This is a genomic window from Paenibacillus sp. R14(2021), from assembly GCF_019431355.1.
GTDB lineage: Bacteria > Bacillota > Bacilli > Paenibacillales > Paenibacillaceae > Paenibacillus_Z.
This window is the reverse complement of sequence record NZ_CP080269.1, coordinates 2312379-2339377: the sequence shown is the minus strand read 5'-3', so window position 1 is coordinate 2339377 and position 26999 is coordinate 2312379. Positions and strand designations below refer to the sequence as shown.

Here is a 26999-nt window from a genome sequence, read left to right as displayed (position 1 = left end):
ATGAAAGTACATTCACAACAGCCGGCTGATTTCATCGTTCAGAGGAACGATTCGCCGAAGCAGCTAAATTGGGGGCGAGTGAAGCAGTTTGCGGTTGCTCTCGAAACCTCAGGCATGACTGATGGGGATATGGCTGCAATAGCATCCCCGAGCGGTCCTAGGGTGCGCTTCTACACGGGAATATCGGCTGAAATGAAAGCGTTGTCTCTGATCGCTGAATTTCAAACGGATGCGAGGGATACGCCGCTGACGTTATCCATTCCTTGGTCACGCATCGGGAATACGGACCATTCGGTTCTGCTGCAATATGCAGGTTATGCTGTGCGGTTATACGTGGACGGTATCATGGTCGACGAGGATTGGCCGATGGGAGAAGTCGACCTGACCGAGGCTGTTATCCAGGTGAATGCCGGCATCGGCAGCGTAACGATCTGGAAGGAAACGGTCATGCCGGAAGAAGGGCTTCCCGAGCTTGCGGATCAATATCTGGGCGAAGAACCGGCAACCGTCCAGTATTGGCGTCCGCGCGGATTCAATACGGGCGTCGGCGACTGTATGCCGTATTTCGACGGAACAACGTTTAGACTCTATTATCTCTACGACCGCCGCGGCCATGCCAGCAAATGGGGGCTAGGCGCCCATCAATGGTCGCAAATCGCAACGAAGGATTTCCGGACATGGGAGCACCATCCTATTGCAGTCGGCATCACGGATGAAGAAGAAGGGTCGATCTGCACCGGCTCCGTTTTCTTCAAGGATGGCACCTACTATGCGTTCTATGCCGTCCGCGCCGTTGATGGATCTCCGGCCCGCCTGACGTATGCGGTCAGCGAAGACGGTATCCGCTTTGCGAAGACCGACGCCGATATTCGGCTGTCGGAGCGCTTCACGCTTGCGTCTGTCCGCGATCCGCATGTATGGCAGGATAAACAAGGATCGTATCATATGCTCGTCACGACAAGTCTCGTTGATGCGAACAGGCCGCGAGGCTGCCTCGTGCATCTCGCTTCGAACAACCTGACCGAATGGGAAGAGATTGGGCCGTTCATCATCCCGGGGTATCACGATGAACCGGAGTGTCCGGATTTCTTCGAATGGAATGGATGGTATTATCTTATCTTCAGCAATGACGGGCTGGCCCGTTACCGTTATTCGCGAACGATGGAGGGGCCATGGCTGCGGCCGGAGATGGACGTCCTCGACTGCGTGCAGTGGCGAGTGCCCAAGACGGCACCATTCCCGGAAGGGCGGCGGATTGCTGCCGGCTTCTTGTCTTCACCGGGCGTATACGCCGGAGAGCTCGTCTTTCGCGAGTTGGTGCAGCAAGCGGACGGTTCACTGGGGCTTGCATTCGTACCCGAGCTGAGGGAGGAGGCAGGTCCGGCCAACTCGTTTGACGCTTGCACGTTGGATGATTTTAATGGCTTCATCTCTCGAAATGTCGGGGCTTTTGGCTCGGGTTACGTGCTTACGTTTGATGTCACCGCTCAGTATGCGAACATGTATCTCGGTTTCTCTGTATCGGGCTCGGAGAGCTTCGCGGACGGGTACGATGTCAGGTTCGAGCCGTCGGCCCGCAAGGTCGGCATTCACCGTATCCATGCGCGTTCGCTGCTGGAGGACGAATCCTCGTCCATCTATCACGTAGCAGGGCTGTCCGAGAAGGTTTCCGTCGAAGCTGTCATCAAGAAGGGATGGATCGACCTGTGCGTCAATGGCAGCCGGACGCTTATTTCCAGAATCGACGGGGCACATCAACAGCTTCGGTTATTCGCTCAGTTCGGCTCGGCAGCCTTTGAAAACATGATCATCCGGCAGGTCGAGGAATAAGGAAAGAGGGCTTTTGCATGCCTATTAACCAACTGCGGGAAATTCGGGGTTAATGGGTAAACACAGTTTTCTTGGCAAAAGCGATTTTACATATTCAAAAAGGCGTGCCCGTTTTAATTGGGCACGCCTTCTATTCATTCTATCCCCGCAGCCGCTTCGCGAAGCTGACTGCCGGCAACCGGCTTCTGCCGATGCAGAACCGCATGCACGATGAACGTGGCAGTCGACAATGCGGCGGTCAGTACCGCCAGCCAAGCCACCGGCGTCAATCCGCCGCTATCGTAGAGACTGCCCATGACATAAGGGCCGATGACGCGGCCCGCGGATCCGATGCCGCCCGCAAGTCCAAGGTAGAACGGCGCTTGCTTGCCGCCGTTCTCGCTAAGGAACGCCGGAATAGCCGGGGCGATCAGCATCTCGCCGAAAGTCGTAAGCAGCATGCCGAGCACCATGCCGGGGAAGCTGTGCATCGCCAGAATCGCGGCATAACCGGCAAGATAGAGCAAGGCGCTCGCCGTTAGCTGCGACGTTATCGTTTTGGCCGCATTGCGCTTGATGAAGTTCGTGAGCGGCTGGGCAATGAAGATCAGAATGCCGTTGAATGTCCAGAGGAAGCCGAACATCTGCTTCGACATGCCATGCTCGATAATAAACGGCGACACGCCGGTGTTCCAGATGCTGTTGCCGAGATTAATGAGCATGCCGCCAAGCGCCATGAACAAGTAGAGGCGAACATCCTTGAGCAGCGTCCAAATCCCCGTATCCTGAGGAGCGAGTTTCTTCATGCGCACGGCCGCGCCGCTGTCGCTGCCGGTACCGACGCGTTTCAGATAGAAGAGGAAGAACACAGCGAATACGCCCGACGTCAAGCCGTTCATCACAAAGCTCAGCTGGTACGAGAAATCAGCCAGAAATCCGCTGAGCGCCGTACCGATGGCAACGCCGATATTGTTGGCAATATACACGACGTTGAACAGCTCGCCGCGCCGGTCGGCAAATCGGAAACCGATGAATGCTTGTATCGCAGGAAACGACAGGGCATTGAACAGCCCGATAAGTCCCATCATCACGATAAATACAGGCCAAGACTGGCTAAGCAGCGGCAGCAGCAGCAGCCCGCATGCATTGAGCGCCAACGCGCCGATAATCAGCTTCTTTACGCCGAGGCGATGATAGAGGCTGCCGCCCAGCAGTTGACCCATGATGCCGCCGAGCGATTGAATGAGAATGACGAGACCCGCGTCCGTCATGCTGCGTCCGAGCTCATCGAACACAAACATTGTGACGAGCGGCCACATCAATGCGCTGCCGATTGCATTGATCAGGCTGGCAAGCAAAAAGACTTTGATTTCTTTCGGATATGAAGCAAGCATTCGCATTATTGTAAGCTCCCGGTCGTTGTTCTTAATGGCAAGCTTTCATTATAACGCATTACATGCATGGAAAGGGATGTAGATCATTTCCAGCAGCTATGATTTTTTCAGAAGCTCAATCAGGCGAAGCTCGCCACTGCGTAGGCGAAACGCCGATATATTTCTTGAATACGGTGGCAAAATGCTGGCTGGTCTTATAGCCGAGATCCATGGCAACATTCGTGACGTTCGCTCCCGGCTGGCGGAGCAGCTCGCAAGCCCGGTTCATCCGCAGCCTGTCGATATAATTCGCCGGCGATTGCCCGTGCAAGTCTTGAAACAGCCGGTAGAAATGCGACTCGCTTACGCCTGCCTTGGCCGCCAGCTCCTTGTTCGCCCAGCGCCGCGCAGGCTCCGCTTCGATCGCACCCGTGAGTGCGAGCACCGCTTCATGCAGATCGACCGGTATTTGCCGCGCAACAGGCGGATAGAGCAGATGGAGCAGCAGGTCAAGCACATAATGGCGCACCCGGAACGCATCCGCTTCCGTACCCTGCGCAAGCAGCCCCCGGAGCTTCAGAAACTGCTCGCGAACGCGGACATCCGCTGAGACGATGCGAGGGAGGCAAGCGAGCGAGGCTTGCATCCGCTGCCGGTCCTCGTCGGCGAAGCCAAGCCAGTCCCGCCGTTCGGAAGGGGAGATGACGATCATCCACCAGATGCTGCATGGCTCGATAAAATTAAGCCGCGCTCGATGCCATTCCCCCGGCCGCGTATGAAAAAATTGACCCGTATGCGACGGATAGACGCCGTCTTCGACCTCCCACGTCACTTTGCCGTTCTCGACGTACACGAATTCATAGCAGCGCTCATGCCGATGATCGTAGAGCGGAGAGGCTTCCTGAAAGCGGTCAAAGCCGAGCATGATCAGCTCGGGTACTTGCCTGCCGAATGAGGCTGCATGCTCCTGATGGTATTCCCAGCGAACAGAATGATTTTTGCTGCGAGGAGGCACTTGGGATCAACGCCTTTCCGTGTGTCTAATTGTCTAGATGTGTCTAATCCTATTTGATAGATATACGGAAGTCAACGCTGCCACGTCTGTTCTACAATGGGGATAGTTGAAGCAACGAAACTAATGAAATATGTGAGAAGGCGGCGATGAGATGAGTGTAATTCCGTATCAGGTGACTGAAGAAGATAAGCGCCGATTCCAAGAGGACGGCTATTGGATCAGCCCGAAGCTGCTGGACGATGACACGATCGCGCGTCTGCGCGAAGCACATGAACGCATCTGGAACAGCAAGTACGACGGCTTCGGCCTGCCGATGCATCACTTTACGATGCCGGCGAACCCGCACGCGCTGCGCAAGTTCGATAACGGCTGGTGGATCAACGACGAGGTACACAGCGTCGTGACCGACCGGAACCTCGGCCATATGGCCGCCGAGCTGCTGAACGAAGACTCGATCCGGTTGTGGCATGATCAAGTGATCTACAAGCCCGGAACGAATGGGCAGGAGACGAGCGCGGGCAATGTAGGCTGGCATCAGGATTATGGCTATTGGCGGGTCAGCAGCACGACGAATATGGTTACGGTATGGATCGCACTGCAGGATACCGATCTGAACAACGGCGGCATGATGACGATTCTGGGCTCGCACAAATGGGGAGCGGTGGAAGGCAGCGACACGTTCTTCGAGCAGGACATGGGCAAGCTAAGGGCCAAATTCGCCACGCGGGATTGGGTCGAGGAGCCGTGCATCCTGAAAGCCGGCCAGGCGAGCTTCCATCATGCGCTGACATTCCACGGTTCGGGCACGAACTATTCCAGCGATCCACGCCTGTCGGTCGTCGCGCACCTCATGCCGGGCGACACCTACTTCCGGGAAGTGAGACAGCGGCATGACAACCTGAAATTGCTGGGGGCGCGTCCGCAGCCGGGGATGCGATTCGACCGGGAGGAATATTTTCCGACACTGTACACCCGATAACAGTTAACTTGCATCAAGAGACAATAAATTGTCCTTAACAAAACAGCGGCAGCCAGGGATAAGAAATAAGGTCCCGGGCTGTCGCTGTTTTGTAGAGTGATTTTGATGCTGAGACGACTCGAATAAGAACATAAGATAGAGCAACATCGAACGCAGGGCAGAGGAATATCGAGGCTTCGCCCGTCCGCTGTCGCAACTGGTGCTTATTGCTTCATTAGATACGCGCTGACATTATTGCCGCCGTACCCGTGCGCGGTGATCAGCACTTCCTTGACCGGGATGTTGGCCTCCGTCTCAAGCTGCACGTTCAAGCTCTCGTAACCCTTCATATTCGTCCGGTAAATACCAGGAATGAACTGGTGCTCGAAGCTTAGAAGCGATGCGGCCATTTGCACGAGGCCGCTGGATGCGAACGAATGCCCGATGATGCCTTTGATCGTCGTAACCTTGACTTCGTTCGCGTAGAGCTCTTGCGCATTGCGGTATTCAATGGCATCATTGGTTCGGCTTCCGAGCGCTTGACTGTTGATGTAATCCGGTTTTCTCCCTGCTGCCGCTTCTGCCATTGTCGCATGAATCGCTTGTCCCGAATCGTCCATGCCATTAATGTTCCTGCCGTCGTTGTTGCTATGGATCGCATCGATGAAGCCGTAGATCCGGGCGCCTCGTCGCAGGGCTTCGCTTTCATGCTCGATCATGATCGTGCAGGCGCCTTCCGATATGACGAAGCCCTTACTGTCCGTCGAGAAAGGCAGCGCACATGCTTCAATGTCATTTCCGAGCGGCAAGCTTCTTGTTTTGCTGAAGCAGTGCACAATCGATGTGCAAATCGCCCGATCGGTTCCGCCTACCACAGCGCGGTCGATCATCCCCGCTTTCATATAGACGATGGCGTCCTGGAGCGCTTCGAGCCCAGACGTACAGCCCGTAACGACCGTTTTGGTAATCCCCGGAAGATCAAAATAATGGCTGACCGCGGAAGAAGCGCTGTGATAATTAACGAGTCCGCACACATGGGTAGGGATGTCTCTGAAACGGGAATCCCGGGTCAGAAGGGCGGTTGCTTCCAAATCATGCGTGCCGCCAAGGCTCGTGCCGAAGAACAAGCCGCACCGCCGCGGATCCACGATCCGTCCGCTCAGAGCGAGCGCTTCTTGCGTAGATGCAAGCGCGAGCTTCACGAACCTCGGCAGAAAAGCATACTCTCGTTCGTCCCATTCCCCAAGGCTCCCCTTCACCAAACCAAGCGCGACGTTCTTGCCTCTCGGCGCATAGCCGGAATACAGCTCGAAAGCGGTCTTCCCCGTTAGAAGCGTATCCAGCAAATGCATATTGTTCTCGCCTCCTGCAGCTTTGACGCCAAATCCCGTAATTGCAATTCGGTCCGACATCGTTCTTTTGTCTCCTTTAAAATTGTATTTTTTACCTAACAAATAAAATTTCGGAAGATTTTGAAGATACAGTTAATAAAAAATAGGTCAAAGGTTGCGGGTCATTTCGGATGATTGTCTTTGTTTCCAAGACCGGCTGGCGGGAGATGGAGGGAAGGCGAAGGAGTTGTTCAAATTTCGACAAATTTATACAAGGAATGGAAGATGCTTCTTAATGAGGGCGATCCTAATCTTAACTGGCAGGTGTATCATGACGAATCGTTATAAGCTGCTGCCGCTTGTGATTCTGCTTCTCGCAATATCGGGATGCGGACGATCTGAAGCCAAGCTGACCGAAACCGAGCGAAGTATCGCTGCTGCTGCGGGCATCAACGAACAGGCGGCGCTCGAAATGAAACAATTTGCGAGGAAGGAAACGATCCAGCGATTGAAAGCTTCTGAGTACGCGTACGATCCGAAGCAAGAATTCGACGGCATAACCGTGGAGCTATCCGAAGACAAAGCCGACAAAGCGATTCAAGCATTCATAGACAAACCGGTACAAGGGCTGCTGCTGTTCAGAAGCGAGCGGAATTATGGCATAGACGCGGATGAACTGACGCTCATAAAGAGCGAGGATCAGTATGATATTTTACGAAGCCGCGGTACGGACGGGGCAAACTACGATATTTTGAATGCGGATGTCATCAGCAAGCTTCAAGAATGGGAGAAGGCGTACCTTTTCCGCATCACAGGGGCGGGACATGATTGGGTGGAGGCCAAGTTTACCGGCAAGCATCACCAATTAGCTAAGCTTGCGGACGAGGTGTATGCGTTCTGCCCCGACGTGGTCGACCAAGGCACAGAAACGGTCAGTGCACTGCGGTGGGAGATGGAGACCAGCGGTACGCTCTATCTCTGGTGGGATTGACTGCATGCGGACCTGACCTACTGGCGCCGGATGCCGAGGGAGATGGAATGGTTAATCGGTACGATAAGCTGGCGCAAAGGCGAGGTGTAGGCAGATGAAGGTAATGCTGTACCTTCTAGTCGGGGCATTCGTCGTCTTCTTCTTCGGTTCGATGCTGTATTCGGGAGATAAGAAGGTTGACGAGTTTGTCCGATTTGGAATGTACGTAGTTGGGGCGGGGACTGCATGGTTCGCTTTTCAAAAGCTGGTTTATATCAAACTCAGGCAGCGCATCTGGAAACGGACATCCGGATTGCTGCTTATGAATTTAGTGGATTGCGGTTTGATTACAATACTACTCGCGGTGGTGCTCGTCATGCGTAAAGAAGGCGATCGACCGGATTTCTATTTCGGTCTTGTCTTCTACGGCGGGATTTGCCTGTTTGCGATGTATCGCGCGATTACCGAAAATCGGTACCAGCGGGAGCGGGAAGCGCGGAAGCAGCTTCATATGGATGAGCCTAAACGTTAAAACTGCAGCGAAAGACCTGGATTTCGAATCAATCGGAAGCCAGGTTTTTGTTTTTGTCCGAAACAAACATTATATCTTTGTTTTTGTTTGAATTTATATATTCAAAAATAAACAAACATGATAGACTGAGTGATAAGCAATTATTAAACCTATTCGGAGGTAAACAGATGGTTCAGAGTTTATGGCAAAATGAGCAGGCAGCAGAACTGGAGGGCGGTCTTGCGCAGCTCGTCTACCGTTCGAACATCATCGGGAGCGATCGCCGCGTGTGCAACTGGGGCGGCGGCAACACGTCCAGCAAGACGACGGTTACGGATTTCCGCGGCCGCGAAATCGAGGTTATGTATGTCAAGGGAAGCGGATCTGACCTTGCCACGATGAAAGCCGCCAATTTCACCGGGCTCCGCTTGGAAGATATCCGCCCGTTGTTCGAGCGCGATGCGATGTCCGACGAGGAAATGGTTGGTTACCTGACGCACTGCATGATCGACAGCAAGCACCCACGCGCTTCCATCGAGACGCTGCTGCACGCGTTCCTTCCGTTCAAGCATGTGGATCATACGCACCCGGATTCCATCATCAGCCTCTGCTGCGCGGATAACGGCAGGCAGCTGGCGAAGGAGATTTTCGGCGACCGCTTCGTATGGGTGCCTTATGTACGCCCGGGCTTCACCCTGTCCAAAATGATCGCGCAAGGCGTGCTGGACAATCCGAACGCTGAGCTTGTGCTCATGGAGAAGCACGGTCTCGTTACTTGGGGCGACACGAGCGAGGAAGCCTATGCCCAAACAATCCGAATCATCTCGGAAGCGGAAGCGTTCATCGAGGCCCGCGTGAATGAAGCGAAGCTGTTCGGCGGCGTGAAGCATGCGGCGCTTGAAGCAGACGTTCGCCGAAGCATCGCCTCGCAAGTCATGCCGACGATCCGCGGGGCCGTAAGTGACGCGAAGAAAATGATCCTGACGTTCGACGACGAGGCGGACGTACTGGCCTTCGTCGGCGGGGCCGAGTCCGCCGCGTTGTCCCAAGTCGGCGCAGCCTGCCCGGACCACCTGGTGCACACGAAGGTCGTCCCGCTGTTCATTGATTGGACGCCGGATGCATCCGATATCGAGGGCTTGAAGGCCATTCTGAAAGAAAGCATCGCCGCGTATAAGAAACAATACGAAGCCTACTTCGAGCGCAACAAGAACGAAGGCGACGTCATGTTCGAAGCCGCTCCGCGGGTGATCCTTATTCCGGGAATCGGCATGATCAACACGGGCAAAAGCTGGTCCAATTCCAAAGTCAGCGGCGCGCTGTATCACCGCGCGATCGCCGTCATGCGCGGCGCAACGGCACTCGGCGAATTCGTCTCGCTGAGCGAGAACGAATCCTACAATGTGGAATACTGGCCGCTTGAGCTGTACAAATTGTCGCTTGCGCCAGCTGAAGCGGAATTCTCCCGCAAAGTCGCGTTCATTACAGGCGGCGCAGGCGGTATCGGCAGCGAAACCGCCCGCAGGCTCGTATCGGAAGGCGCGCATGTCGTGCTCGCCGACCTGAATCTGGAAGGTGCGGAGCGCGTCGCCGCCGAAATTAATGAGAAGTTCGGCGAAGGCCGCGCCGTCGCAGTGAGGATGGACGTCACGAGCGAGGAAGCGGTTATGAACGCCATCAGCCAGACATCGCTCGCTTACGGCGGTTTGGATATCGTCGTCAACAATGCGGGACTCGCAACATCGAGTCCGTTTGACCAAACGTCTCTGAAAGAATGGAATTTGAACATTAACGTGCTTGGAACGGGCTATTTCCTGGTGGCGCGCGAGGCGTTCAAGCTGATGAAGGAGCAGTCCGTGGGCGGCAATATGGTGTTTATCGGCTCCAAGAATTCCGTATATGCAGGAAAGAGCGCGTCGGCGTACAGCGCGGCCAAGGCACTGGAAGCACATCTTGCGCGCTGCATTGCGGCTGAAGGCGGCGAATTCGGCATCCGCGTCAATACGATTTTGCCGGATGCGATTCTGCAAGGCTCCGCGATCTGGAACGGCAGCTGGCGCAACGAGCGCGCGGCCGCTTACGGCATCGAGCCGGATCAGCTGGAGGAGTACTACCGCAAGCGCACGACGCTGCTCGTGAACATCTATCCGCACGACATTGCCGAGGGCGTAGCCTTCTTCGCTTCGTCGAAGGCGGACAAAACGACGGGCTGCATGCTGACGATCGACGGCGGCGTACCTGCTGCTTTCACAAGATAAGAGAGGATGGTGCGGAGCATGAATCAAGCAAGAGGCGAGAAGCATTGGATGATTCCGGACGGTTATATTCCGCCGACCAGCGCGGGAACGGGAACGCTAGCAAGCCATGAATCCATCTGCGTGCTTAATTGTGCATCGGAGGATGCACAGCTGCTCATTACGATTTTTTTCGAGGACCGGGCACCGATCGAAGGGATCGCGTACGTCGTGCCGGGCAGAAGAACGAAGCATATCCGTACCTCCACATTGGAGGCAAATGGGGAGTCGATTCCGGTCGGCGTCCCCTACGCCATCGAGGTAGCGAGCGACCTGCCGGTCATCGTGCAGTACAGCCGCTTGGATGCGACGCAAGCCGAGAATGCACTCATGTCCGTTATGGCTTACCCAATCAAATAACCGATAAAGGAGCATGAACATGGAGCAAAGTATTGCAGCGAATTACGAAGCAGCCAAGGCGTTGTACGCCCGTCACGGCATTAATGTGGATGCGGTGCTGGAGAAGCTTGCGGATATCAAAATCTCGATGCACTGCTGGCAGGGAGACGACGTCCGCGGATTTCTGAATAAAGATCAAGCGCTTACAGGCGGGATCTCGGTTACGGGCAACTATCCCGGCGCGGCGGGAACGCCTGCGGAGCTCCGCTCGGATTTGGAGAAAGCGCTCTCGCTCATCCCGGGCAAGCATAAGGTTAATCTGCATGCCATCTACGCGGATACGGAGGAGAAGGTAGAGCTGGACGCGATCGAGCCGAAGCATTTCGAGCGCTGGGTCGAGTGGGCCAAGGAGCAGGGGCTGGGCCTTGATTTCAACCCGACCTGCTTCTCGCACGAGAAATCCAAGGATGGCTTCACGCTGAGTCACCCCAATCCGGACATCCGCCAGTTCTGGATTGACCATTGCAAGGCGTCCCGGCGGATCGGCGCGTATTTCGGCGAGGAGCTGGGCCAAACCTGCGTTACGAACGTCTGGGTGCCGGACGGCTTCAAGGATACGCCGGTCGACCGTCTAGCCCCGCGTAAGCGTCTGAAGGCTGCGCTTGACGAAGTGTTCGCGGAAGAGCTGAACCCGGCTCACAACCTCGATGCGATCGAGAGCAAGCTGTTCGGCCTCGGCTCCGAAGCGTATGTTGTCGGTTCCCATGAGTTCTACATGGGCTACGGCATTCAAAACAATAAGCTGATCTGTCTGGATGCGGGCCATTTCCATCCGACGGAAGTCATCTCCAATAAGCTCTCATCGCTAGCTTTGTTTGCCGACGGCATTCTGCTTCACGTCAGCCGCCCGATGCGCTGGGACAGCGACCACGTCGTGACGCTCGACGACGAGCTGATCGATATCGGACGCGAGCTCGTCCGCGGTGATCTGCTGGGCAAAACGCATATCGGCCTCGATTTCTTCGATGCCAGCATCAACCGCGTAGCCGCTTGGGTCATCGGTACGCGCAATACGATCAAGGCGCTGCTTCGCGGCCTGCTGGATCCCGTCGAGGCGCTTCGCCAAGCTGAGCTTGCAGGCGACTACACGACACGCCTTGCACTGACGGAAGAGTTCAAGTCTTATCCATTCGGCGCCGTATGGGATTACTACTGCGCGAAGCAAGGCGTGCCGGTTCGCGAGGCATGGCTGGCCGAAGTGAAGGCGTACGAGAACGACGTGCTGCTACAGCGTGGGTCCGAAGCGGCAGTGGTGAAGAATGCCTAGTATTCTGGCGTATGATTTCGGCGCAAGCAGCGGCAGGGCGCTGCTTGGCCGTTTGAACGACCGGAAAATTGAAGTCGAAGAGATCCACCGCTTCGGGAATGATCCCGTCGCGGTGGGCGATCGGCTGCAGTGGGATATCCTGCGCTTGTTTCACGAAATCAAGCAAGGACTGCTGAAGGCTAAGATTGCCGGGGAGACGCCGACAAGCCTCGCGATCGATTCCTGGGCGGTAGACTTCGGCCTGATCGGCGGGAATGGCGAGCTGCTCGGGAATCCGTACCATTATCGCGATCATCATACGGACGGCGTCATGGAACGCACGATGGAGCGGCTGACGGCCGGCAAGATTTTCGGCCGGAGCGGAATCCAGTTTCTCCCGTTCAACACGATTTACCAGCTTGCCGCACTGAAGGAAGCGGGTTCGCCGCTGCTGGAGCAGGCGAAGCATTTTCTCATGATTCCGGATTTGCTGCGTTACTTCTTAACGGGCGAGATGCACAATGAATTCTCCAATGCGACGACTACGCAGCTGTACAATCCGCTGCAGGGCGGCTGGGATGCGGAGCTGATCCGCGATATCGGCTTGCCGCCTTCATTGTTCGGCAGCATCGTGCAGCCGGGAACGCAGGTCGGGCGCTTACGCGCGTCGCTGACGGAAGAGCTGGGCATCGGCAGCATACCGGTTTACGCGGTAGCAGAGCACGATACCGGTTCGGCGGTGGCGGCGGTACCGGCGCTGGAACGGGATTTTGCCTACCTGAGCTGCGGCACGTGGTCGCTGATGGGCACGGAAGTGGATCAGCCGGTCATGACGGAGCTCGCCCAGTCGCTTAATTTCACGAATGAAGGCGGCGTTTACGGCACGTACCGGCTGCTCAAGAACATTATGGGGCTCTGGATTTTGCAGGAAAGCCGCAGAACGTGGGAGCGCGCGGGACTCGCATATAGCTTCCCAGAGCTCGTCGCGCTTGCGGAGCAGGCTCCCGCGTTCCAATCGTTCGTCGATCCCGATCACCCGATGTTCCTTCGTGCCGGAGATATGCCTTCCCGCATTGCGCAGTATTGCGAGAGAACGGGGCAGCGGGCGCCGGTGACGCTGGGCGGATTCGTCCGCTGCATTCTCGAAAGTCTTGCGCTCAAATACCGATATGTGCTTGAATTAACAGAGCGGTTGTCGGGCAAAAGCTTTAGCGGCCTTCATATGGTCGGCGGCGGCATACAGAACGTGCTGCTGTGCCAATGGACGGCGAATGCGATTGGTAAACCCGTGTGGGCTGGTCCCGTGGAAGGAAGCGCGCTCGGCAATTTGGCCGTGCAATGGATTGCGCAGGTCGAGCTATCGGATATTTGGGAAGCGCGCCGAGTCATTCGCGAGTCGTTCCCGGTTCACGTCTATGAGTCGCAGGACGGATCGCAGTGGGAAGAGGCATACGGGAGATTTCTCGCGGTTATGAAATAGAAGCAGGTTGCGGAAAGAGGTTGGCTATGCTGGTTGCGGAGCGCTATGAGAGAATAGTTGAGCTGGTGAACGAACGAGGCAGCATTCGGGTCACGGAGCTGAGCGAACTGTGCCAAGTCACGGAGGAGACGATCCGCCGTGACTTGGACCGGCTTGAACAAGCCGGTCGTCTGCGCCGTTCTCATGGCGGCGCGGTCAGCGTGAAGGATGCGCAGATGCAGCCGGAAATTCCGTACGCGGAGCGGGAAATCACGCATGCGGAGGAGAAGCGAAGAATCGCCGAGGAAGCAGTGAAGCTGATTCAGCCGAAGGACCGCATCCTCCTTGATGCGAGCACGACCGCCTGGTACATGGCAGCGATTATGCCGGACCTGCCGCTGACGGTGCTGACGAATTCCATTAAAGTCGCGATGGAGCTGAGCGGCAAGGAACGCATCGAGGTCATTTCTACCGGCGGCATTCTTGCGCAGCGGTCGCTCTCCTTCGTAGGTCCATTAGCGGAGCGTTCTCTTGATGCGTATCACGTCGACAAAGTGTTCTTCTCCTGCAAAGGCGTGCATCTGGAGCGGGGCATCAGCGAGTCCAACGAGCTGCAAGCACGCATAAAGCAGAAAATGCTCGGCATGGCGGACGACGTCATCCTCTTGGCCGATTCCAGCAAATTCGGTGTTCAAGCTTTCACGCATGTAGCGGAGCTTGGCGACGTGCATACAATAATTACTGACCGGCGCGCGGCGCGGGAGACGCTTGCTGCTTTGCGGGAGCGGACCCTTTCGGTGCACACGGTTTGAGCTGACGGTTGGAATATATGCGGCTTACACGGAAGAACGGCATGACAGCCGCCCGTAGTCGCTTTTTTTGTTGCCAACATGTCTGATAACCTGATAAAATAATCATCATAGACCATCTGAGAAAGAGGTGAAGGGTACTGTGAAAGTGTCCTTATTTATTACTTGCTTGAGTGATGCCATCTACCCCCGCGTCGGGGAAGCCATGGTCCGTTTGCTAGCCAAATACGGCATCACGCTGGCGTTTCCGACCGTGCAGACCTGCTGCGGCCAACCCGCGTTCAACAGCGGCTACTGGGATGAAGCGCGTGCGACGGCTCGCACGATTATCGCAGCGTTCGAGGACTCCGATTTTGTCATTTCGCCTTCGGGCTCCTGTACCGGCATGATCCATCATTATCCCAAGCTGTTCGAGAACGACCCTGTTATGCTGGCGAAAGCACTTAAGCTGCAGGAGAAATCATACGAGTTCACGCAGTTCCTCGTGCAGGTACTCGACATTACGGATGTAGGCGCTTACTTCCCGCACAAAGTGACGTATCATCCGTCCTGCCACGGCAGCAGGCTGCTCGGCGTGAAGGAAGAACCGCTGCTGCTTATGGAGCAGGTGGAGGGGATGGAGCTGGTTCCGCTTCCATTTGCCAACGATTGCTGCGGCTTCGGGGGAACGTTTGCGGTGAAAATGTCCGATATTTCCGGCGCGATGGTGACGGAGAAGACGGATCACGTCCTGGAGACGGAAGCCGAGGTGCTGGTCGGCCTCGATATGGCCTGCCTCATGAACATTGCGGGCAATCTTCGGTATCGCGACAAGCCGGTGCGCGTGATGCATCTGGCGGAACTCTTGTATGAAGGGGTGAAAGGCGCATGAGCGGAACGGGAACTGCGGCTGGCGGCGCAACGGTCAAGGCGCGCGCGGAGCTGGCGCTGAACAATGATTTTCTGCGCAAGGCGGTCAAATTCACGACGGAGCGGCTGCGCAGCGGCAAGGAGAACGCGGCGGCCGATCATGGCAATTGGGACGAATGGCGCGAGCAGGGACGGCAAATCCGCCTGCATACCATCGCGCATCTCGATTATTATTTGAACCTGTTCGCGGACAATGCGCGGGCGAATGGCGTGAACGTGCATTTTGCCGACACGGCTGCGGAGGCCGTGCAGATCTCGCTCGATATTGCGAAGCGGGTGGAAGCGAAGTCGGTCGTGAAATCCAAGTCGATGGTCACCGAGGAGCTGCACTTGAATCATGCGCTTGAATCGATCGACGTCGAAGCGATTGAGACGGATCTCGGTGAATACATTATTCAACTGGCTGGCGAGACGCCTTCGCATATCATCATTCCGGCGATTCACAAGAACCGTTATCAGATCGCCGAACTACTCTCCGCCGACGCAGGCGAGACACTTGCGCCGGATACGCAAATCTTGGCGGGGTTCGTGCGCCGGAAGCTGCGGGAGAAATTTCTGGAGGCGGACATCGGCATGACGGGCTGCAACTTCGCCATCGCCGAGACGGGATCTATGGTGCTGTTCGAGAATGAGGGCAACGCGCGTATGGTGACAACCGTGCCGAAGACGCAAATTACGCTGATGGGCATGGAGCGGATCATTCCGTCTTGGACGGATCTTGAGGTCATGGCAACACTGCTGCCTCGCTCGGCAACGGGCCAGAAGCTGACGGTATACATGTCCGGCATCACAGGGCCAAGACGCGAGGCCGATGCGGACGGACCGGATGAAATGCATATAATCATTGTCGATAACGGACGCTCGCTGCAGCTTGGCGATCCGGAGTTTCAGGAGCTGCTCAACTGCATTCGCTGCGGCGCATGCCTTAACGCCTGTCCGGTGTACCGTCATATCGGCGGCCATGCCTACGGCGGCACGTACAGCGGTCCGATCGGTGCGGTGCTTACGCCTGCGCTGAAGAAGAACGTCGCCGAGTGGGATGACATCGCGAATGCGTCGAGCTTGTGCGGCGCCTGCTATGAGGCGTGTCCGGTCAAGATCCCGCTGCACGAAATGCTGATCTACCTGCGCCGCCGGAAGCTCGAAGCAGGACGAGGCGATAAGCTGGAGGCGCTCGGGATGAAGGGGTTCGCTGCGGTGATGTCGAACGCGAAGCGGTACAAGGCGGCCATCAAGATCGGGCAAATCGGGCAAAAGCTCGTCGTTCGTGACGGAGGCATCCGTCTCAAGGTTGGACCGCTGAAGGGCTGGAACACGTACCGGGTGGCACCGAGTTTGCCGAAGGAGACGTTCCGCAAGCAATGGAAGACGATGGAGGAAGAGCTCCGTCACGGCCTGCAGGAGATGGATCCTGCGATGAAGAGCCGCATGGAAGGGATTGTCCGCGATCGCGGCGGAAACGGCAAAGGCAAAGGAGGTCACGGGCATCATGGCTAAATCAGAGGAGCATCAGGCGTGGCTGGCCGAGATGGAAGCGAAGTCGCGCGCGAAGCAGGTCAGCTTCATTGACGGCATCTCCAGCAAATTGAAACGTCCGCGCGTACCTGCGCCGCCGGCGCATCCTTACCGAGGCGCGCCGGCGTTTTGGAACGAATTCGAGTGGCCGGTCGAGGAGCGGATCGCCAAATTCATGGCGAATTTCCGCGCGGTTGGCGGTCATTCGGAGCGGCTCGCTACGATGGAGGACGCGCGTACATTCATAGCAGGCAAAGCGGCGGATATGAGCGCGAGGTTCGTGATTCGGCAGAATCAGCCGGAGCTGAACGCGCTTGATCTGGAAGGCGCCATTCCGGGCGCTGCGTTCACGGTCTGGAACAGCGACCCGAATGAGCACTGGAAGGCGCGTGCCGCGGAAGCGGATTTCGGCATCGTGGTTGCGGACTACGCAGCGGCGTACACCGGCTCGGTCACGGTGCTGTCCGGCAAGGACAAAGGGCGATCCGTCAGCCTGCTGCCGACAGTGCTGATGGTCATCATCCCGGTGGAGCGCCTGCATACGCGGCTTGGCGAGATTTTGGTCAACTTCGACCAGGTTGGGCGCGAGCAGCTGCCGGCAGGCATTCACTTCATCTCCGGACCGAGCCGCTCGGCGGATATCGAGAACGACCTGACGATCGGCGTGCACGGTCCGGGCGTTGTGTATGCGCTCGTTGTCGGGTAGGCGGCAGACGGCGCGTGTGACGTTCCAGCCTTTCTAAGCGCTTCTCCCGGTTAGAGGAGCCGCCCGATGCGGAAACAGTTTCGCCGATTGCCGATTTCTGTTATATTGTAAGGCATAATTGACGGAGCGAAGCTGACTTCCGAAGTCATGCCTGCGCTGCGACCGGCCCTGAACGTGAGGGAGGTTGAGCCGAAGAAAGGAATAGAGGGATGGAAGTCACCCGTTTGTCCAAAAGAAACCACTACGAGGAAATCGCCGAGCAGCTTAAGCGGCTCATTACGGACGGTAAGGTGAAGGTCGGCGACAAGCTGCCGTCGACGAAGGAGATGTCGGAGCAGTTCGGCGTCGGCCGTTCCACGATGCGCGAGGCGCTAAGCGCCTTGAAGGCGATGGGCTTTATTGAAATTCGGCAGGGCGGGGGATGCACCGTCATTAGCAGCGCGCCGATCGAGGTCGAGCTGCCCGAGCTGCAGTCGCTTCGCATGAACCGCGAAACGCTGCTCGAACTGCTGGAGGCGCGGCAATCGCTGGAGGTTGCGAATGCGTCCATCGCCGCGGACAAAGCCACGGACGAGGATATTGCGATGCTTCGCGGCTTGGTGCACGAGATGGAAGCGTCAGTCGGCGACGATGCGGAGGGAGAGCGGACCGATCTGCTTTTTCATTTATCCTTGGCCAAAGCGACGCGCAACTCCATTCTGATACGTCTGTTCGAGTCCATTATCGGGCAGCTCGAGACGGCCATCCGCGAAATCCGGCGCGTCGAAATCTACGCGAACCGATCTGTTGCCGAGCGGCTGTACCGTGAGCATCTGGCGATATTTGAAGCCGTCGCCGCGCGGGATGCCGAGTTGGCAGGCCAGCGGATGAAGGCGCATTTAGCGCATGTCGTGAGCAACTTGATGTCCGTGTTGTAAAGACTGAGCCGGTTGTGGAAGCTGATGGCGATGGATAGCCGTGGCGCATCGGCCATAAGGTGCGCAACAAACCCAACAAACCCAACAAGCCCAACAATCCCCAACAAGCCCAATAAGCCCAACAAGCCCAACTAGGCCAACTAGTCGATTTAGCCGATTTAGTTATAAAACGAATAGCGTCCTGAAGCACAGGCTACTCTCCCGGTATGATCCCGGGCGGGCAGCCTATTTTATTTTTTGGAGGTCATAGAATGAAACAAGCAGAACACGTCAATCAGCGTTTCGAACAAGCCTATGCGGAGATGATGAAGCAGGCCATGATGCAAAGTTCCGAGGAACGCAAACGACGGCTGAAGGAACAGGATCAGGCTGCGAAATTGTTTTTAGAAAAGGTATGGTGGCCTGCCGTTGGCCAGTTAAATGATCTGCATCCGGAATACGAGCTTAAGGATATAAGGGGTGGTACGCGTTTTGCAGATTTTGCGTATCTGCCGAAGCACCCGCTAAAACTGATTGTCGAAGTGGATGGATTTGGCCCGCACTGGCGCGATATTAGCCGATGGAAGTTCGCGGATGATCTGTTTCGTCAGAATCATCTACTCATTGACGGCTGGCAGCTCCTGCGATTCGCGTTTGATGAAATGAATGAAAAGCCAGGGCGTTGTCAGCAGACGCTGCTGATGGGACTCGCAAAGTGGGGAGGAATGCTTCAGACGGAGGGTTCAATCTTAAATGTCTATGAACGGGCAATTTTGCAATTGATGCAGGAACGCTTGGACGAGATGTCATTAATTGAAATCACGAGAGCACTCGGCATACATAAGCAAACGGCAGCGGCAAATCTACGGTCGCTGGCCGATAAAGGCCTTCTGCACACCACGATTGCTAAATCGGGCAGAATTATGCGTTATCGATTATTTATCCAAATTGACCAAATGGGGTAGGAGGCGGATGTTGAGAAAAGGGTGAGTGCGCGTTAAAGGGTGACCTAGTAGCCTACATTGGTGGTCAAACGAGTAAAAACGGCTAAAAGGGTGATCCAGTAGCCTACATTGGTGGTCAAACGAATAAAAGCGGTTAAAAGGGTGATCCAGTAGCCTACATTGGTGGTCAAACGAATAAAAGCGGTTAAAAGGGTGATCTAGTAGCCTACATTGGTGGTCAAACGAGTAAAAACGGCTAAAAGGGTGATCCAGTAGCCTACATTGGTGGTAAAACGAGTAAAAACGGCTAAAAGGGTGATCCAGTAGCCTACATTGGTGGTCAAACGAATAAAAGCGGTTAAAAGGGTGATCCAGTAGCCTACATTGGTGGTCAAACGAATAAAAGCGGTTAAAAGGGTGATCTAGTAGCCTACATTGGTGGTCAAACGAGTAAAAACGGTTAAAAGGGTGATGCAGCAGCCTACATTGGTGGTAAAACGAGTAAAAACGGCTAAAAGGGTGATCCAGTAGCCTACATTGGCGATCAAACGAGTGAAAGCGGGTAAAAGGGTGATCCAGTAGCCTACATTGGTGGTCAAACGAATAAAAGCGGTTAAAAGGGTGATCTAGTAGCCTACATTGGTGGTAAAACGAGTAAAACCGGTTAAAAGGGTGATGCAGCAGCCTACATTTTCTCTTCTACCTCAGATAGGGTATACTTGTGCAAGAAACTCGGCTCGCGCGCAGCTCGCGAGCACGGCTTGCTCCGCTTCGCGCCGACCTAGCCGGCTCCGCGCGGTGGCGCAATCCGCTCCGCGCGGAGCCCAGGCGGCCGACGCGCACGCAGTCCGCACAGCGCAAGCCCTGTCCGCTCCGTGCTCAGCCTGCTTCACCCGGCGGGGCCCAGCTCGCCGAGCGGCACAGCCTGGGTCAGCCCGCTCGGCGCAAGCCCAGCCCGCTCGCGCCCAGCCTGTTTGTGCCCGGCGGCGCCCAGCTCGCAGCGGCACAGCCTGCGCTCGCCCGCGCGGCCATCACAACCTAAACGCAACTGAGGTGAAGCAGCATTGACGGACTTCGTCCTTTCGAACTTATTTTCCATTATAACGGTCATTAATATTCCACTCGCCATCGCGGTGATGTTCATGGAGCGGCGAAACGTCGGCGTGACGTGGGCTTGGCTGATGGTGCTGCTGTTTCTGCCGGCGGTCGGCTTCGTGGTCTATCTGGTGCTCGGCCAAAATTTGAGCAAGAAGAAGCTCTACAAGCTGAACAAACGAACCAAGGAAACGATGGCGGCACTCATTGAACAGCAGCGCAGGGAGTTTCGCGACCATCAAATTGTGTTTAATGATGATGCAGCGGAAAATTACGCGGACCTCATCTATATGAATTTGACGAGCGGCTTTGCCCTGTATACGCAAAACAACAACGTGGCGATTTTTACGAACGGACCAGACAAATTCGCGTCGCTGCTCGACGATATTGAGCATGCTTCGCATCATATTCATCTGATGTACTACATGGTTCACAACGATAAGATCGGCAACAAGCTCATCGATGCCTTAACAGTAAAGGCCAAGCAGGGCGTCAAGGTGCGGTTCCTCGTCGACGATATCGGCAGCTCCGCGTTGTCACGGGATTTCTTCCAACCGCTACTTCAGGCGGGGGGCGAGGTCGCGTACTTCTTCCCGTCCAAGATTCCGTACTTGAACATTCGCGTCAATTACCGCAACCACCGCAAGCTTGCTGTAATCGACGGCCAAATCGGCTACATCGGCGGCTTCAATGTCGGCGACGAATATATGGGCAGGAACGCCAGGTTCGGCTTCTGGCGCGACACCCATCTGCGCATTACCGGCTACGCCGTCCTGCAGATGCAGGCGCATTATATGATGGACTGGAATCTGGCATCGCATTCGCCGATGAGCCGGGAGGTGCTCGGATTGTATCCGCCGACGGCCAATTGCGGAACGACCGGCATCCAAATCGTCTCGAGCGGGCCAAACCAGACGACGGAGCAGATCAAGAATGCGTATATCAAAATGATTTTCTCCGCGAAGAAGTCGATTTATTTACAAACGCCGTATTTTATCCCGGATGAGAGCTTGCTGAACGCTATTAAGCTGGCGGTGCTGTCGGGAATCGATGTGCGCATCATGCTGCCCAGCAAGCCGGATCACAAAATGGTCTATTGGGCAACCTTCTCTTATTTGGGCGAGCTGCTCGCCGATGGAATGAAATGCTACTTGTACGAAAAAGGCTTCCTCCACGCGAAATCGATGGTCGTGGACGGCCATATTGCTTCGGTCGGGACAGCGAATGTCGACATCCGGAGCTTTAAGCTGAACTTTGAAGTGAATGCGATTTTGTACGATACGGAAACCGCCGAACGGCTGCAGCGTATATTTGAAGATGATATGTTGGATTGCACGGAGCTGACGTATGAGGACTACAAGCAGCGCTCCATGCTGGAGCGATTCAGGGAATCGTGCGTGCGTCTGCTTTCGCCGATCTTATAGAGAAATCAGGATGCATAGGAGGGTGACCTAACGATGATGGACAAGCAGATGGTCATGGAATGGGCCAAGATGCTCATGAGCTACAAATTTGCGCTGGATGAAGTGAGCACGAAGCTGACGATATTGAACGAAGAGCTGCAATTTATCCAAAATTACAATCCCATCGAGCATGTGAAGACGCGCATCAAATCGCCCGAAAGCATCGTGGAGAAGCTGCAGCGCAAAGGTGTGGAAGTATCGAAGGAAAATGCGGCTGCCCATATCCGCGACATTGCTGGCGTCAGGGTCATTTGCTCGTTCACAACGGATGTTTACCGCGTGTATGACATGATTCGCAGCCAAGGCGACGTGAAGGTACTGGAAGTAAAGGATTATATCAAGGAGCCCAAGCCGAACGGCTATCAGAGCCTTCATCTGATCATCTCGATACCGATCTTCCTGTCCGACCGGACGGAGCATGTGAACGTGGAGATCCAGCTGCGCACAATCGCGATGGATTTCTGGGCGAGCCTGGAGCATAAAATTTATTATCAATTTCATGACGACATGCCGGCTTCGATTCGCGAGCAATTGAAAGCGACCGCCGATATGATCGGGATGCTCGATCGCCGAATGCTGGGGTTGAAGGAAGAAGTCCAGAAGTTCAGCGACAGCAGCGAGGCTGCCAAAACGCTGGCGCTTCCGATGTTACCGACATTGAGCTGAGCGCACGGGAATAGGTAGAGTATGTAATTTGATATGAAAAACCACTAATTTTTATATGAAAATATCAAAAATTGTGGACTGGATTTGAAATGATCATTTGTTTACAATAACAAGTGATCATTTTTATTTGTTCAATATTGAAAGCGCTTCCAATTCACAAACAACAATCGCTTGCCGATAAGGAAGGACGCCCGCTTATGTTTAACTTTTTGATCCGCGGCATCAACGACCTGAAGCTCAGAACGAAGCTGGTGCTCTCTTTTATTTTCGTCGCTTTTGTCCCCGTCATTATGGTCGGCGCGTTTCTAACATCCGAGCTTCGGAATATGGCGCTTCACAATGCGCTGGAACAGACGGCAAGCAACGTGGAGCGGGTGAAGAAACGAACGGCAGAGGTCATCAACGTGTCTACGGATATTTCTTACCGGATGTCCAATGACAGCAGGCTGGATCTGCTTGCGAACCGGCAGTACGAGTCGGTCATCGAGGTTGTCCGGGCTTACAAGGAATACCCCGATATTAAAGACTATATCCGCTTGTATAAGGATATCGCCAACATTCGTCTGTACGTGAACAACCAGACGCTGCTTAACAACTGGGAGTTTCTGCAGCCGTCCCCGGAAATCATCGCGTCCGAATGGTACCAGACTGCGCTGAAGAGCAGCGGATTGACCGCCTGGTACTACATGGAGGACGAGCGCGACCATACCAATTATTTGAGCCTGGTGCGCAAAATCGATTTTCTGACCCAACATACGAACGGCGTGCTCGTCATCAATGTGAATGCGGACAAGCTGAACGCCATTCTCAGCCAGGAATCGTTCGAGACGTTGATCGTGGACGGGAATGACAATATCGTAGCGGCTAACCGGCCCCATCTCGAAGGCAAATCGCTGGCGGGCATCAGCTTCGATCCCAATGTTATCGATAAGCAGAGCGGCAGCTACCAAGCAGTCGTAGACGGCAACTCCTCGCAAATACAGATTGAGCCGCTGATCCCTGACTCCAGCCTGAACGGCATCCGGATCATATCGGTCTTCTCGATCGCGAGCATCGTGAAGGAAGCGAACGGCATAATCACGCTTGCGCTCACGGTCATTCTCATCAGTCTGGCGGTTGCGATCGCGCTTATTTACGCGTTCTCGGCGCTGCTGTCCAAGCGGATGCTGCGTCTCAGCAAGCAGATCACGAAGGTCGCGACGGGCAATTTGGACGTATCCATGGATATCGACGGGAGGGATGAGATCGGGCAGCTATCCAGGCAGTTCAACAGCATGGTCGCCAGCATCAACGAGCTCCTCGCCGAGGTGCAGGACACGAACAAGCAGAAGGTCGAGCTCCAATCGAAGCAGAATGAGATCAAATTCAAGATGATGGCAAGCCAGATCAATCCGCATTTTCTGTTCAATGCGCTGGAATCCATTCGAATGAAAGCGCATTTGAATGGCGAACGCGAAATATCGAACGTCGTCAGGCTGCTCGGCAAAATGATGCGCAAAACGCTCGAGGTCGGCAGCCGCACGGTCCTGCTCCGCCACGAGATCGATATGGTCCGCTGTTATTTGGACATTCAGAAGTTTCGCTACGAGGACCGGATGCAGTATGAGCTGCTAGTCGATCCCGAGATCGAGCAGGTGCCGATTCTGCCGCTTATTATTCAGCCGATCGTCGAGAACGCGGTCATTCACGGCCTTGAAAACAGGGAGGCCGGCGGGCGGGTTCGGATTACCGCAAGCCTCGTCGGACGGCAGATCCAAATCGAAGTGGCCGATAATGGCGACGGAATGCCTGCCGAGAAGCTCACATTTCTATATCAATCGATCGAAGAGGCTGAGGAGCGTGAAGGCAACCGGATTGGACTGCGCAATGTTCATATGCGCCTCAAGCTGATGTACGGTCAAGAATACGGGCTGCGTATTTGGAGCGAGCCGGGCTTTGGTACGAAAGTACAATTCATGATACCGATGGGAGATGGCGGCTATGTTTAAAGTGTTGATTACGGATGATGAACCGACGATTCGCGAAGGGCTGCGCACGCTGATCGACTGGGAGTCGCTTGGCTTCACGGTCGTCGATACGGCTGCGAACGGCAACGACGCGCTGCGTAAGATCGACATCCACCGCCCGGAGCTCCTTATTGTCGATATTCGCATGCCCGGCATGACCGGTCTGGAGCTCATCGAGCTCGTCAGGCAGAAGAACGAAGAGGTCCTTGTGCTTATTCTCAGCGGCTATGCGGACTTCGATTACGCGAAGAAGGCGATGGGACTGAATACCGAGGGCTACCTGCTGAAGCCGGTGGACGAGGATGAATTGATTGCCCACTTGGCGAAGCTCAATGCCGTGCTTACCCGGGAGCAGCAGAAGAAGATGGAGCACGGCTCCAGGCAGGATTGGGACAGGGAGAAGCTGGTACGGAGCGTGCTCTCGTCAGAAGGCGGACAGCGGAATGCTGCGGTTACGTCGACCGAGCTTGCGGCAGCAGGGATGCTGTGGGACAGCTACAGCGTTGTCCTGATTCAATTGCACGGGAGGGAGCATGGTATCGAGCCCGGTTATGTCAGTGTGATCCGGGACCGTATCGCGTCCGCATTCGGCGCGAAGAACAGAGCGGTCGTATTCATGCTGGATACCGCGATCGGCCTGCTGCTCAAGGACAAGCTGCAATCGGAGGGGATGGTCAAGCGGCTGTACGACGAAATCGCCGCCTTCATACCGGATCAGCAGATGGATATCGCTGCCGCATGCGGTTCCGCCGTATCCAGCTTCGGTGATATTCGGCGTTCCTTCGAAGAAGCGGCGCTGCTTCTGAGCCGAAGCTTCTTCTATGCCGGCGGGCAGCTCATCATGGCAGCAAGCGCACAATTGCATCACGGCTCGGAGAGTGCTTCCGATTCCGGGGAAGCAGCCGTGCCGGACAGCAACGAGCTCGCGGCGAAGCTGTATTTTGCCATTGATGTCGGAAATACCGATACGGTGAAGCAGCTCGTCACGAGCATGGGTAGAAAACTCCTCCGAAGCGGAGCGTCCGAGGAGGCCGTAAAGTCCACCTTCGCGGGGATTGTAACGGCCGTGATGAACAAGATGCCGCAGGGCAGCGACGAATGCAGGTCGGGGAGTCAACTATCGGCCGGGATACATGCAATCTATACGCAAAACCGCTACGACGTGCTCGAAGAACATATTTATGCGATTTTGTCGGCGGCTGTTAAAAGCTGTTCCACGGGCGGCACGGATAAGCAGATCAACAAAATGATCGATCTGATCCATCGCAGCTACGACGAGAATTTGAAGCTGGAGACCTTGGCGGAAGTATTCAATTACAACAGCGCCTACTTGGGCAAGCTCTTCAAGAGCGTGACCGGCGAGTACTTCAATACGTACCTGGACCAAGTGCGGATCGAGAAAGCGAAGACGCTGCTGGAGCAAGGCTTCAAGGTCTATCAAGTCGCGGAGAAAGTCGGCTATGCCAACGTGGATTATTTCCATAGCAAATTCCGCAAATATGTCGGAAGTTCGCCGTCCACATACCGCAAAAAATAGAGATGGAACTGAATTTCATTGCGGACGAGTGCAATTTTTGCATGATTTTACCCTCAATTGTAGTGGTATTGGAAGCGCTTTATTTTCGTTATCATAAGACCATACAGCAAGGAGGTATGACCAAATGAAAGCCGTTACAACGATGAAGTCCAAAACGTCGGCGAGACCCAAATCACGCTTCTGGCACATCTTCGCCCAGCAAAAGTATTTGTACTTGATGTCGCTGCCTTTCGTGCTCTGGGTGTTCGTTTTCAGTTATTTGCCGCTCTGGGGCTGGATGATGGCCTTTCAGAAATTCAAGCCCGCGAAGTCGTTCCTGCATCAGGACTGGGTCGGCATGAAGTACTTCAAGGAATTGTTTCATGACGATCAATTCTTCCAGGCGCTCCGCAATACGCTGGCCATGAGCGTAATGGGATTGATTGCCGGGTTCGTGATTCCGATTGTGTTCGCCGTTCTGCTGAACGAGGTTCGGCTCGGGCTGCTGAAGCGGTTCGTGCAGACGATCTCTTACCTGCCGCATTTCGTTTCTTGGGTCGTCGCAGCCGGTATCGTCACGAAGATGCTCTCAACGGACAACGGCGCCGTGAATGAATTGCTGGTCGGCCTTCATCTCATCGATGCGCCCATTCAGTTTGCGGGCAAAGGCAATCTGTTCTGGGGAATTGTTACCGCGTCCGACGTGTGGAAGGAAACGGGATGGAACACGATTATTTATCTGGCGGCAATCGCGGGCATTGGCCCCGAGCTGTATGAAGCAGCCAGGGTGGACGGAGCGAGCAGACTGCAGCAGGTGTGGAACATCACGCTGCCGGGCATTCGTTCAACGATTATCATCTTGGTCATTATCTCGATCGGTCATCTCATCAGTATCGGGTTCGAGAAGCAGTTCCTGCTCGGCAACAATTTGGTCCGCGATTACTCGCAAACGTTAGACTTGTATGCGCTTAATTACGGGCTTGGCATGGGACGCTACTCCTTCGGTACGGCGATCAACATATTCAATTCCGTCGTTAGTGTCATCTTGTTGTTCACGGCTAACGGCATTTTCAAAAAAATCACCAAAGAAAGCATTATTTAAAGGGAGG

22 protein-coding genes are annotated in these 26999 nt (G+C 55.2%); 19 read left to right on the top strand and 3 right to left on the bottom strand.

Annotation, left to right across the window (positions count from 1 at the left end; all coding sequences use genetic code 11):
- The gene (locus KXU80_RS11100) at positions 1-1830 is read left to right on the top strand and encodes a glycoside hydrolase family protein (RefSeq protein WP_219838238.1); all 1830 of its coding nucleotides are present in this window, start codon (positions 1-3) and stop codon (positions 1828-1830) included.
- Positions 1831-1964: 134 nt separating this feature from the next.
- On the opposite strand, the gene KXU80_RS11095 is transcribed toward KXU80_RS11100, so the two are convergent.
- Together KXU80_RS11095 and KXU80_RS11090 are read right to left on the bottom strand one after the other, a co-directional pair.
- On the bottom strand, positions 1965-3209 hold the full coding sequence (locus KXU80_RS11095) for an MFS transporter (protein WP_219838237.1): 1245 nt from the start codon (positions 3207-3209) through the stop codon (positions 1965-1967).
- 109 nt (positions 3210-3318) lie between these two features.
- Positions 3319-4197: a helix-turn-helix transcriptional regulator gene (locus KXU80_RS11090; protein ID WP_219838236.1), complete on the bottom strand. Its 879-nt coding sequence runs from the start codon at positions 4195-4197 to the stop codon at positions 3319-3321.
- A gap of 151 nt (positions 4198-4348) precedes the next feature.
- Between KXU80_RS11090 and KXU80_RS11085 the strand changes: the two genes are divergently transcribed.
- Positions 4349-5176: a phytanoyl-CoA dioxygenase family protein gene (locus KXU80_RS11085; RefSeq protein WP_219838235.1), complete on the top strand. Its 828-nt coding sequence runs from the start codon at positions 4349-4351 to the stop codon at positions 5174-5176.
- A 203-nt stretch (positions 5177-5379) separates the two neighbouring features.
- Here the strand turns inward: KXU80_RS11085 and KXU80_RS11080 are convergent, their stop codons facing one another.
- A complete protein-coding gene (locus tag KXU80_RS11080) occupies positions 5380-6567 on the bottom strand; it encodes a beta-ketoacyl-[acyl-carrier-protein] synthase family protein (protein WP_219838234.1) in 1188 nt (395 codons plus the stop codon).
- 250 nt (positions 6568-6817) lie between these two features.
- On the opposite strand from KXU80_RS11080, the gene KXU80_RS11075 reads away from it, so the two are divergent.
- The 17 genes from KXU80_RS11075 (at position 6818) to KXU80_RS10995 (ending at position 26992) form a co-directional block, all read left to right on the top strand.
- Positions 6818-7477, top strand: coding sequence for a DUF4253 domain-containing protein (locus tag KXU80_RS11075; protein WP_219838233.1), 660 nt, complete (start codon positions 6818-6820; stop codon positions 7475-7477).
- 94 nt (positions 7478-7571) lie between these two features.
- Positions 7572-7988, top strand: a complete 417-nt coding sequence (locus KXU80_RS11070) for a hypothetical protein (RefSeq protein WP_219838232.1) — start codon at positions 7572-7574, stop codon at positions 7986-7988.
- A 167-nt stretch (positions 7989-8155) separates the two neighbouring features.
- Positions 8156-10225, top strand: a complete 2070-nt coding sequence (locus tag KXU80_RS11065) for a bifunctional aldolase/short-chain dehydrogenase (RefSeq protein WP_219838231.1) — start codon at positions 8156-8158, stop codon at positions 10223-10225.
- 18 nt (positions 10226-10243) lie between these two features.
- Positions 10244-10621: a sensory rhodopsin transducer gene (locus tag KXU80_RS11060; RefSeq protein ID WP_219838230.1), complete on the top strand. Its 378-nt coding sequence runs from the start codon at positions 10244-10246 to the stop codon at positions 10619-10621.
- A 19-nt stretch (positions 10622-10640) separates the two neighbouring features.
- Positions 10641-11927 carry an L-rhamnose isomerase gene (rhaA, locus tag KXU80_RS11055; RefSeq protein ID WP_219838229.1) on the top strand — a complete coding sequence of 429 codons (1287 nt, stop codon included), beginning with the start codon at positions 10641-10643 and terminating at the stop codon, positions 11925-11927.
- Positions 11920-13386: a rhamnulokinase gene (locus KXU80_RS11050; protein WP_219838228.1), complete on the top strand. Its 1467-nt coding sequence runs from the start codon at positions 11920-11922 to the stop codon at positions 13384-13386. Before rhaA ends, KXU80_RS11050 begins: the two co-directional genes overlap by 8 nt.
- 26 nt (positions 13387-13412) lie before the next feature.
- Positions 13413-14177 (top strand): DeoR/GlpR family DNA-binding transcription regulator, encoded by a 765-nt coding sequence (locus tag KXU80_RS11045; RefSeq protein ID WP_219838227.1) that lies wholly within the window; start codon positions 13413-13415, stop codon positions 14175-14177.
- Positions 14178-14316: 139 nt separating this feature from the next.
- Complete coding sequence (locus KXU80_RS11040; RefSeq protein ID WP_219838226.1) at positions 14317-15045, top strand: (Fe-S)-binding protein; 729 nt, start codon at positions 14317-14319, stop codon at positions 15043-15045.
- Positions 15042-16580, top strand: coding sequence for a LutB/LldF family L-lactate oxidation iron-sulfur protein (locus tag KXU80_RS11035; RefSeq protein ID WP_219838225.1), 1539 nt, complete (start codon positions 15042-15044; stop codon positions 16578-16580). Before KXU80_RS11040 ends, KXU80_RS11035 begins: the two co-directional genes overlap by 4 nt.
- Positions 16573-17304 (top strand): LutC/YkgG family protein, encoded by a 732-nt coding sequence (locus KXU80_RS11030; protein WP_219838224.1) that lies wholly within the window; start codon positions 16573-16575, stop codon positions 17302-17304. Before KXU80_RS11035 ends, KXU80_RS11030 begins: the two co-directional genes overlap by 8 nt.
- A 209-nt stretch (positions 17305-17513) precedes the next feature.
- The gene (locus KXU80_RS11025) at positions 17514-18221 is read left to right on the top strand and encodes a FadR/GntR family transcriptional regulator (RefSeq protein ID WP_219838223.1); all 708 of its coding nucleotides are present in this window, start codon (positions 17514-17516) and stop codon (positions 18219-18221) included.
- A 251-nt stretch (positions 18222-18472) separates the two neighbouring features.
- Positions 18473-19165: a winged helix DNA-binding protein gene (locus tag KXU80_RS11020; protein ID WP_219838222.1), complete on the top strand. Its 693-nt coding sequence runs from the start codon at positions 18473-18475 to the stop codon at positions 19163-19165.
- Positions 19166-20280: 1115 nt separating this feature from the next.
- Positions 20281-21663: a cardiolipin synthase gene (cls, locus tag KXU80_RS11015; protein WP_258171440.1), complete on the top strand. Its 1383-nt coding sequence runs from the start codon at positions 20281-20283 to the stop codon at positions 21661-21663.
- A gap of 33 nt (positions 21664-21696) precedes the next feature.
- Positions 21697-22368 carry a GTP pyrophosphokinase gene (locus tag KXU80_RS11010; protein WP_219838220.1) on the top strand — a complete coding sequence of 224 codons (672 nt, stop codon included), beginning with the start codon at positions 21697-21699 and terminating at the stop codon, positions 22366-22368.
- Between the two features lie 197 nt (positions 22369-22565).
- The gene (locus KXU80_RS11005) at positions 22566-24356 is read left to right on the top strand and encodes a sensor histidine kinase (protein ID WP_219838219.1); all 1791 of its coding nucleotides are present in this window, start codon (positions 22566-22568) and stop codon (positions 24354-24356) included.
- Entirely contained in the window at positions 24349-25911 is a 1563-nt protein-coding gene (locus KXU80_RS11000) for a response regulator transcription factor (RefSeq protein ID WP_219838218.1), read from the top strand. Before KXU80_RS11005 ends, KXU80_RS11000 begins: the two co-directional genes overlap by 8 nt.
- Before the next feature lie 124 nt (positions 25912-26035).
- Complete coding sequence (locus KXU80_RS10995; RefSeq protein WP_219838217.1) at positions 26036-26992, top strand: ABC transporter permease; 957 nt, start codon at positions 26036-26038, stop codon at positions 26990-26992.
- Positions 26993-26999 lie beyond the last annotated feature (7 nt).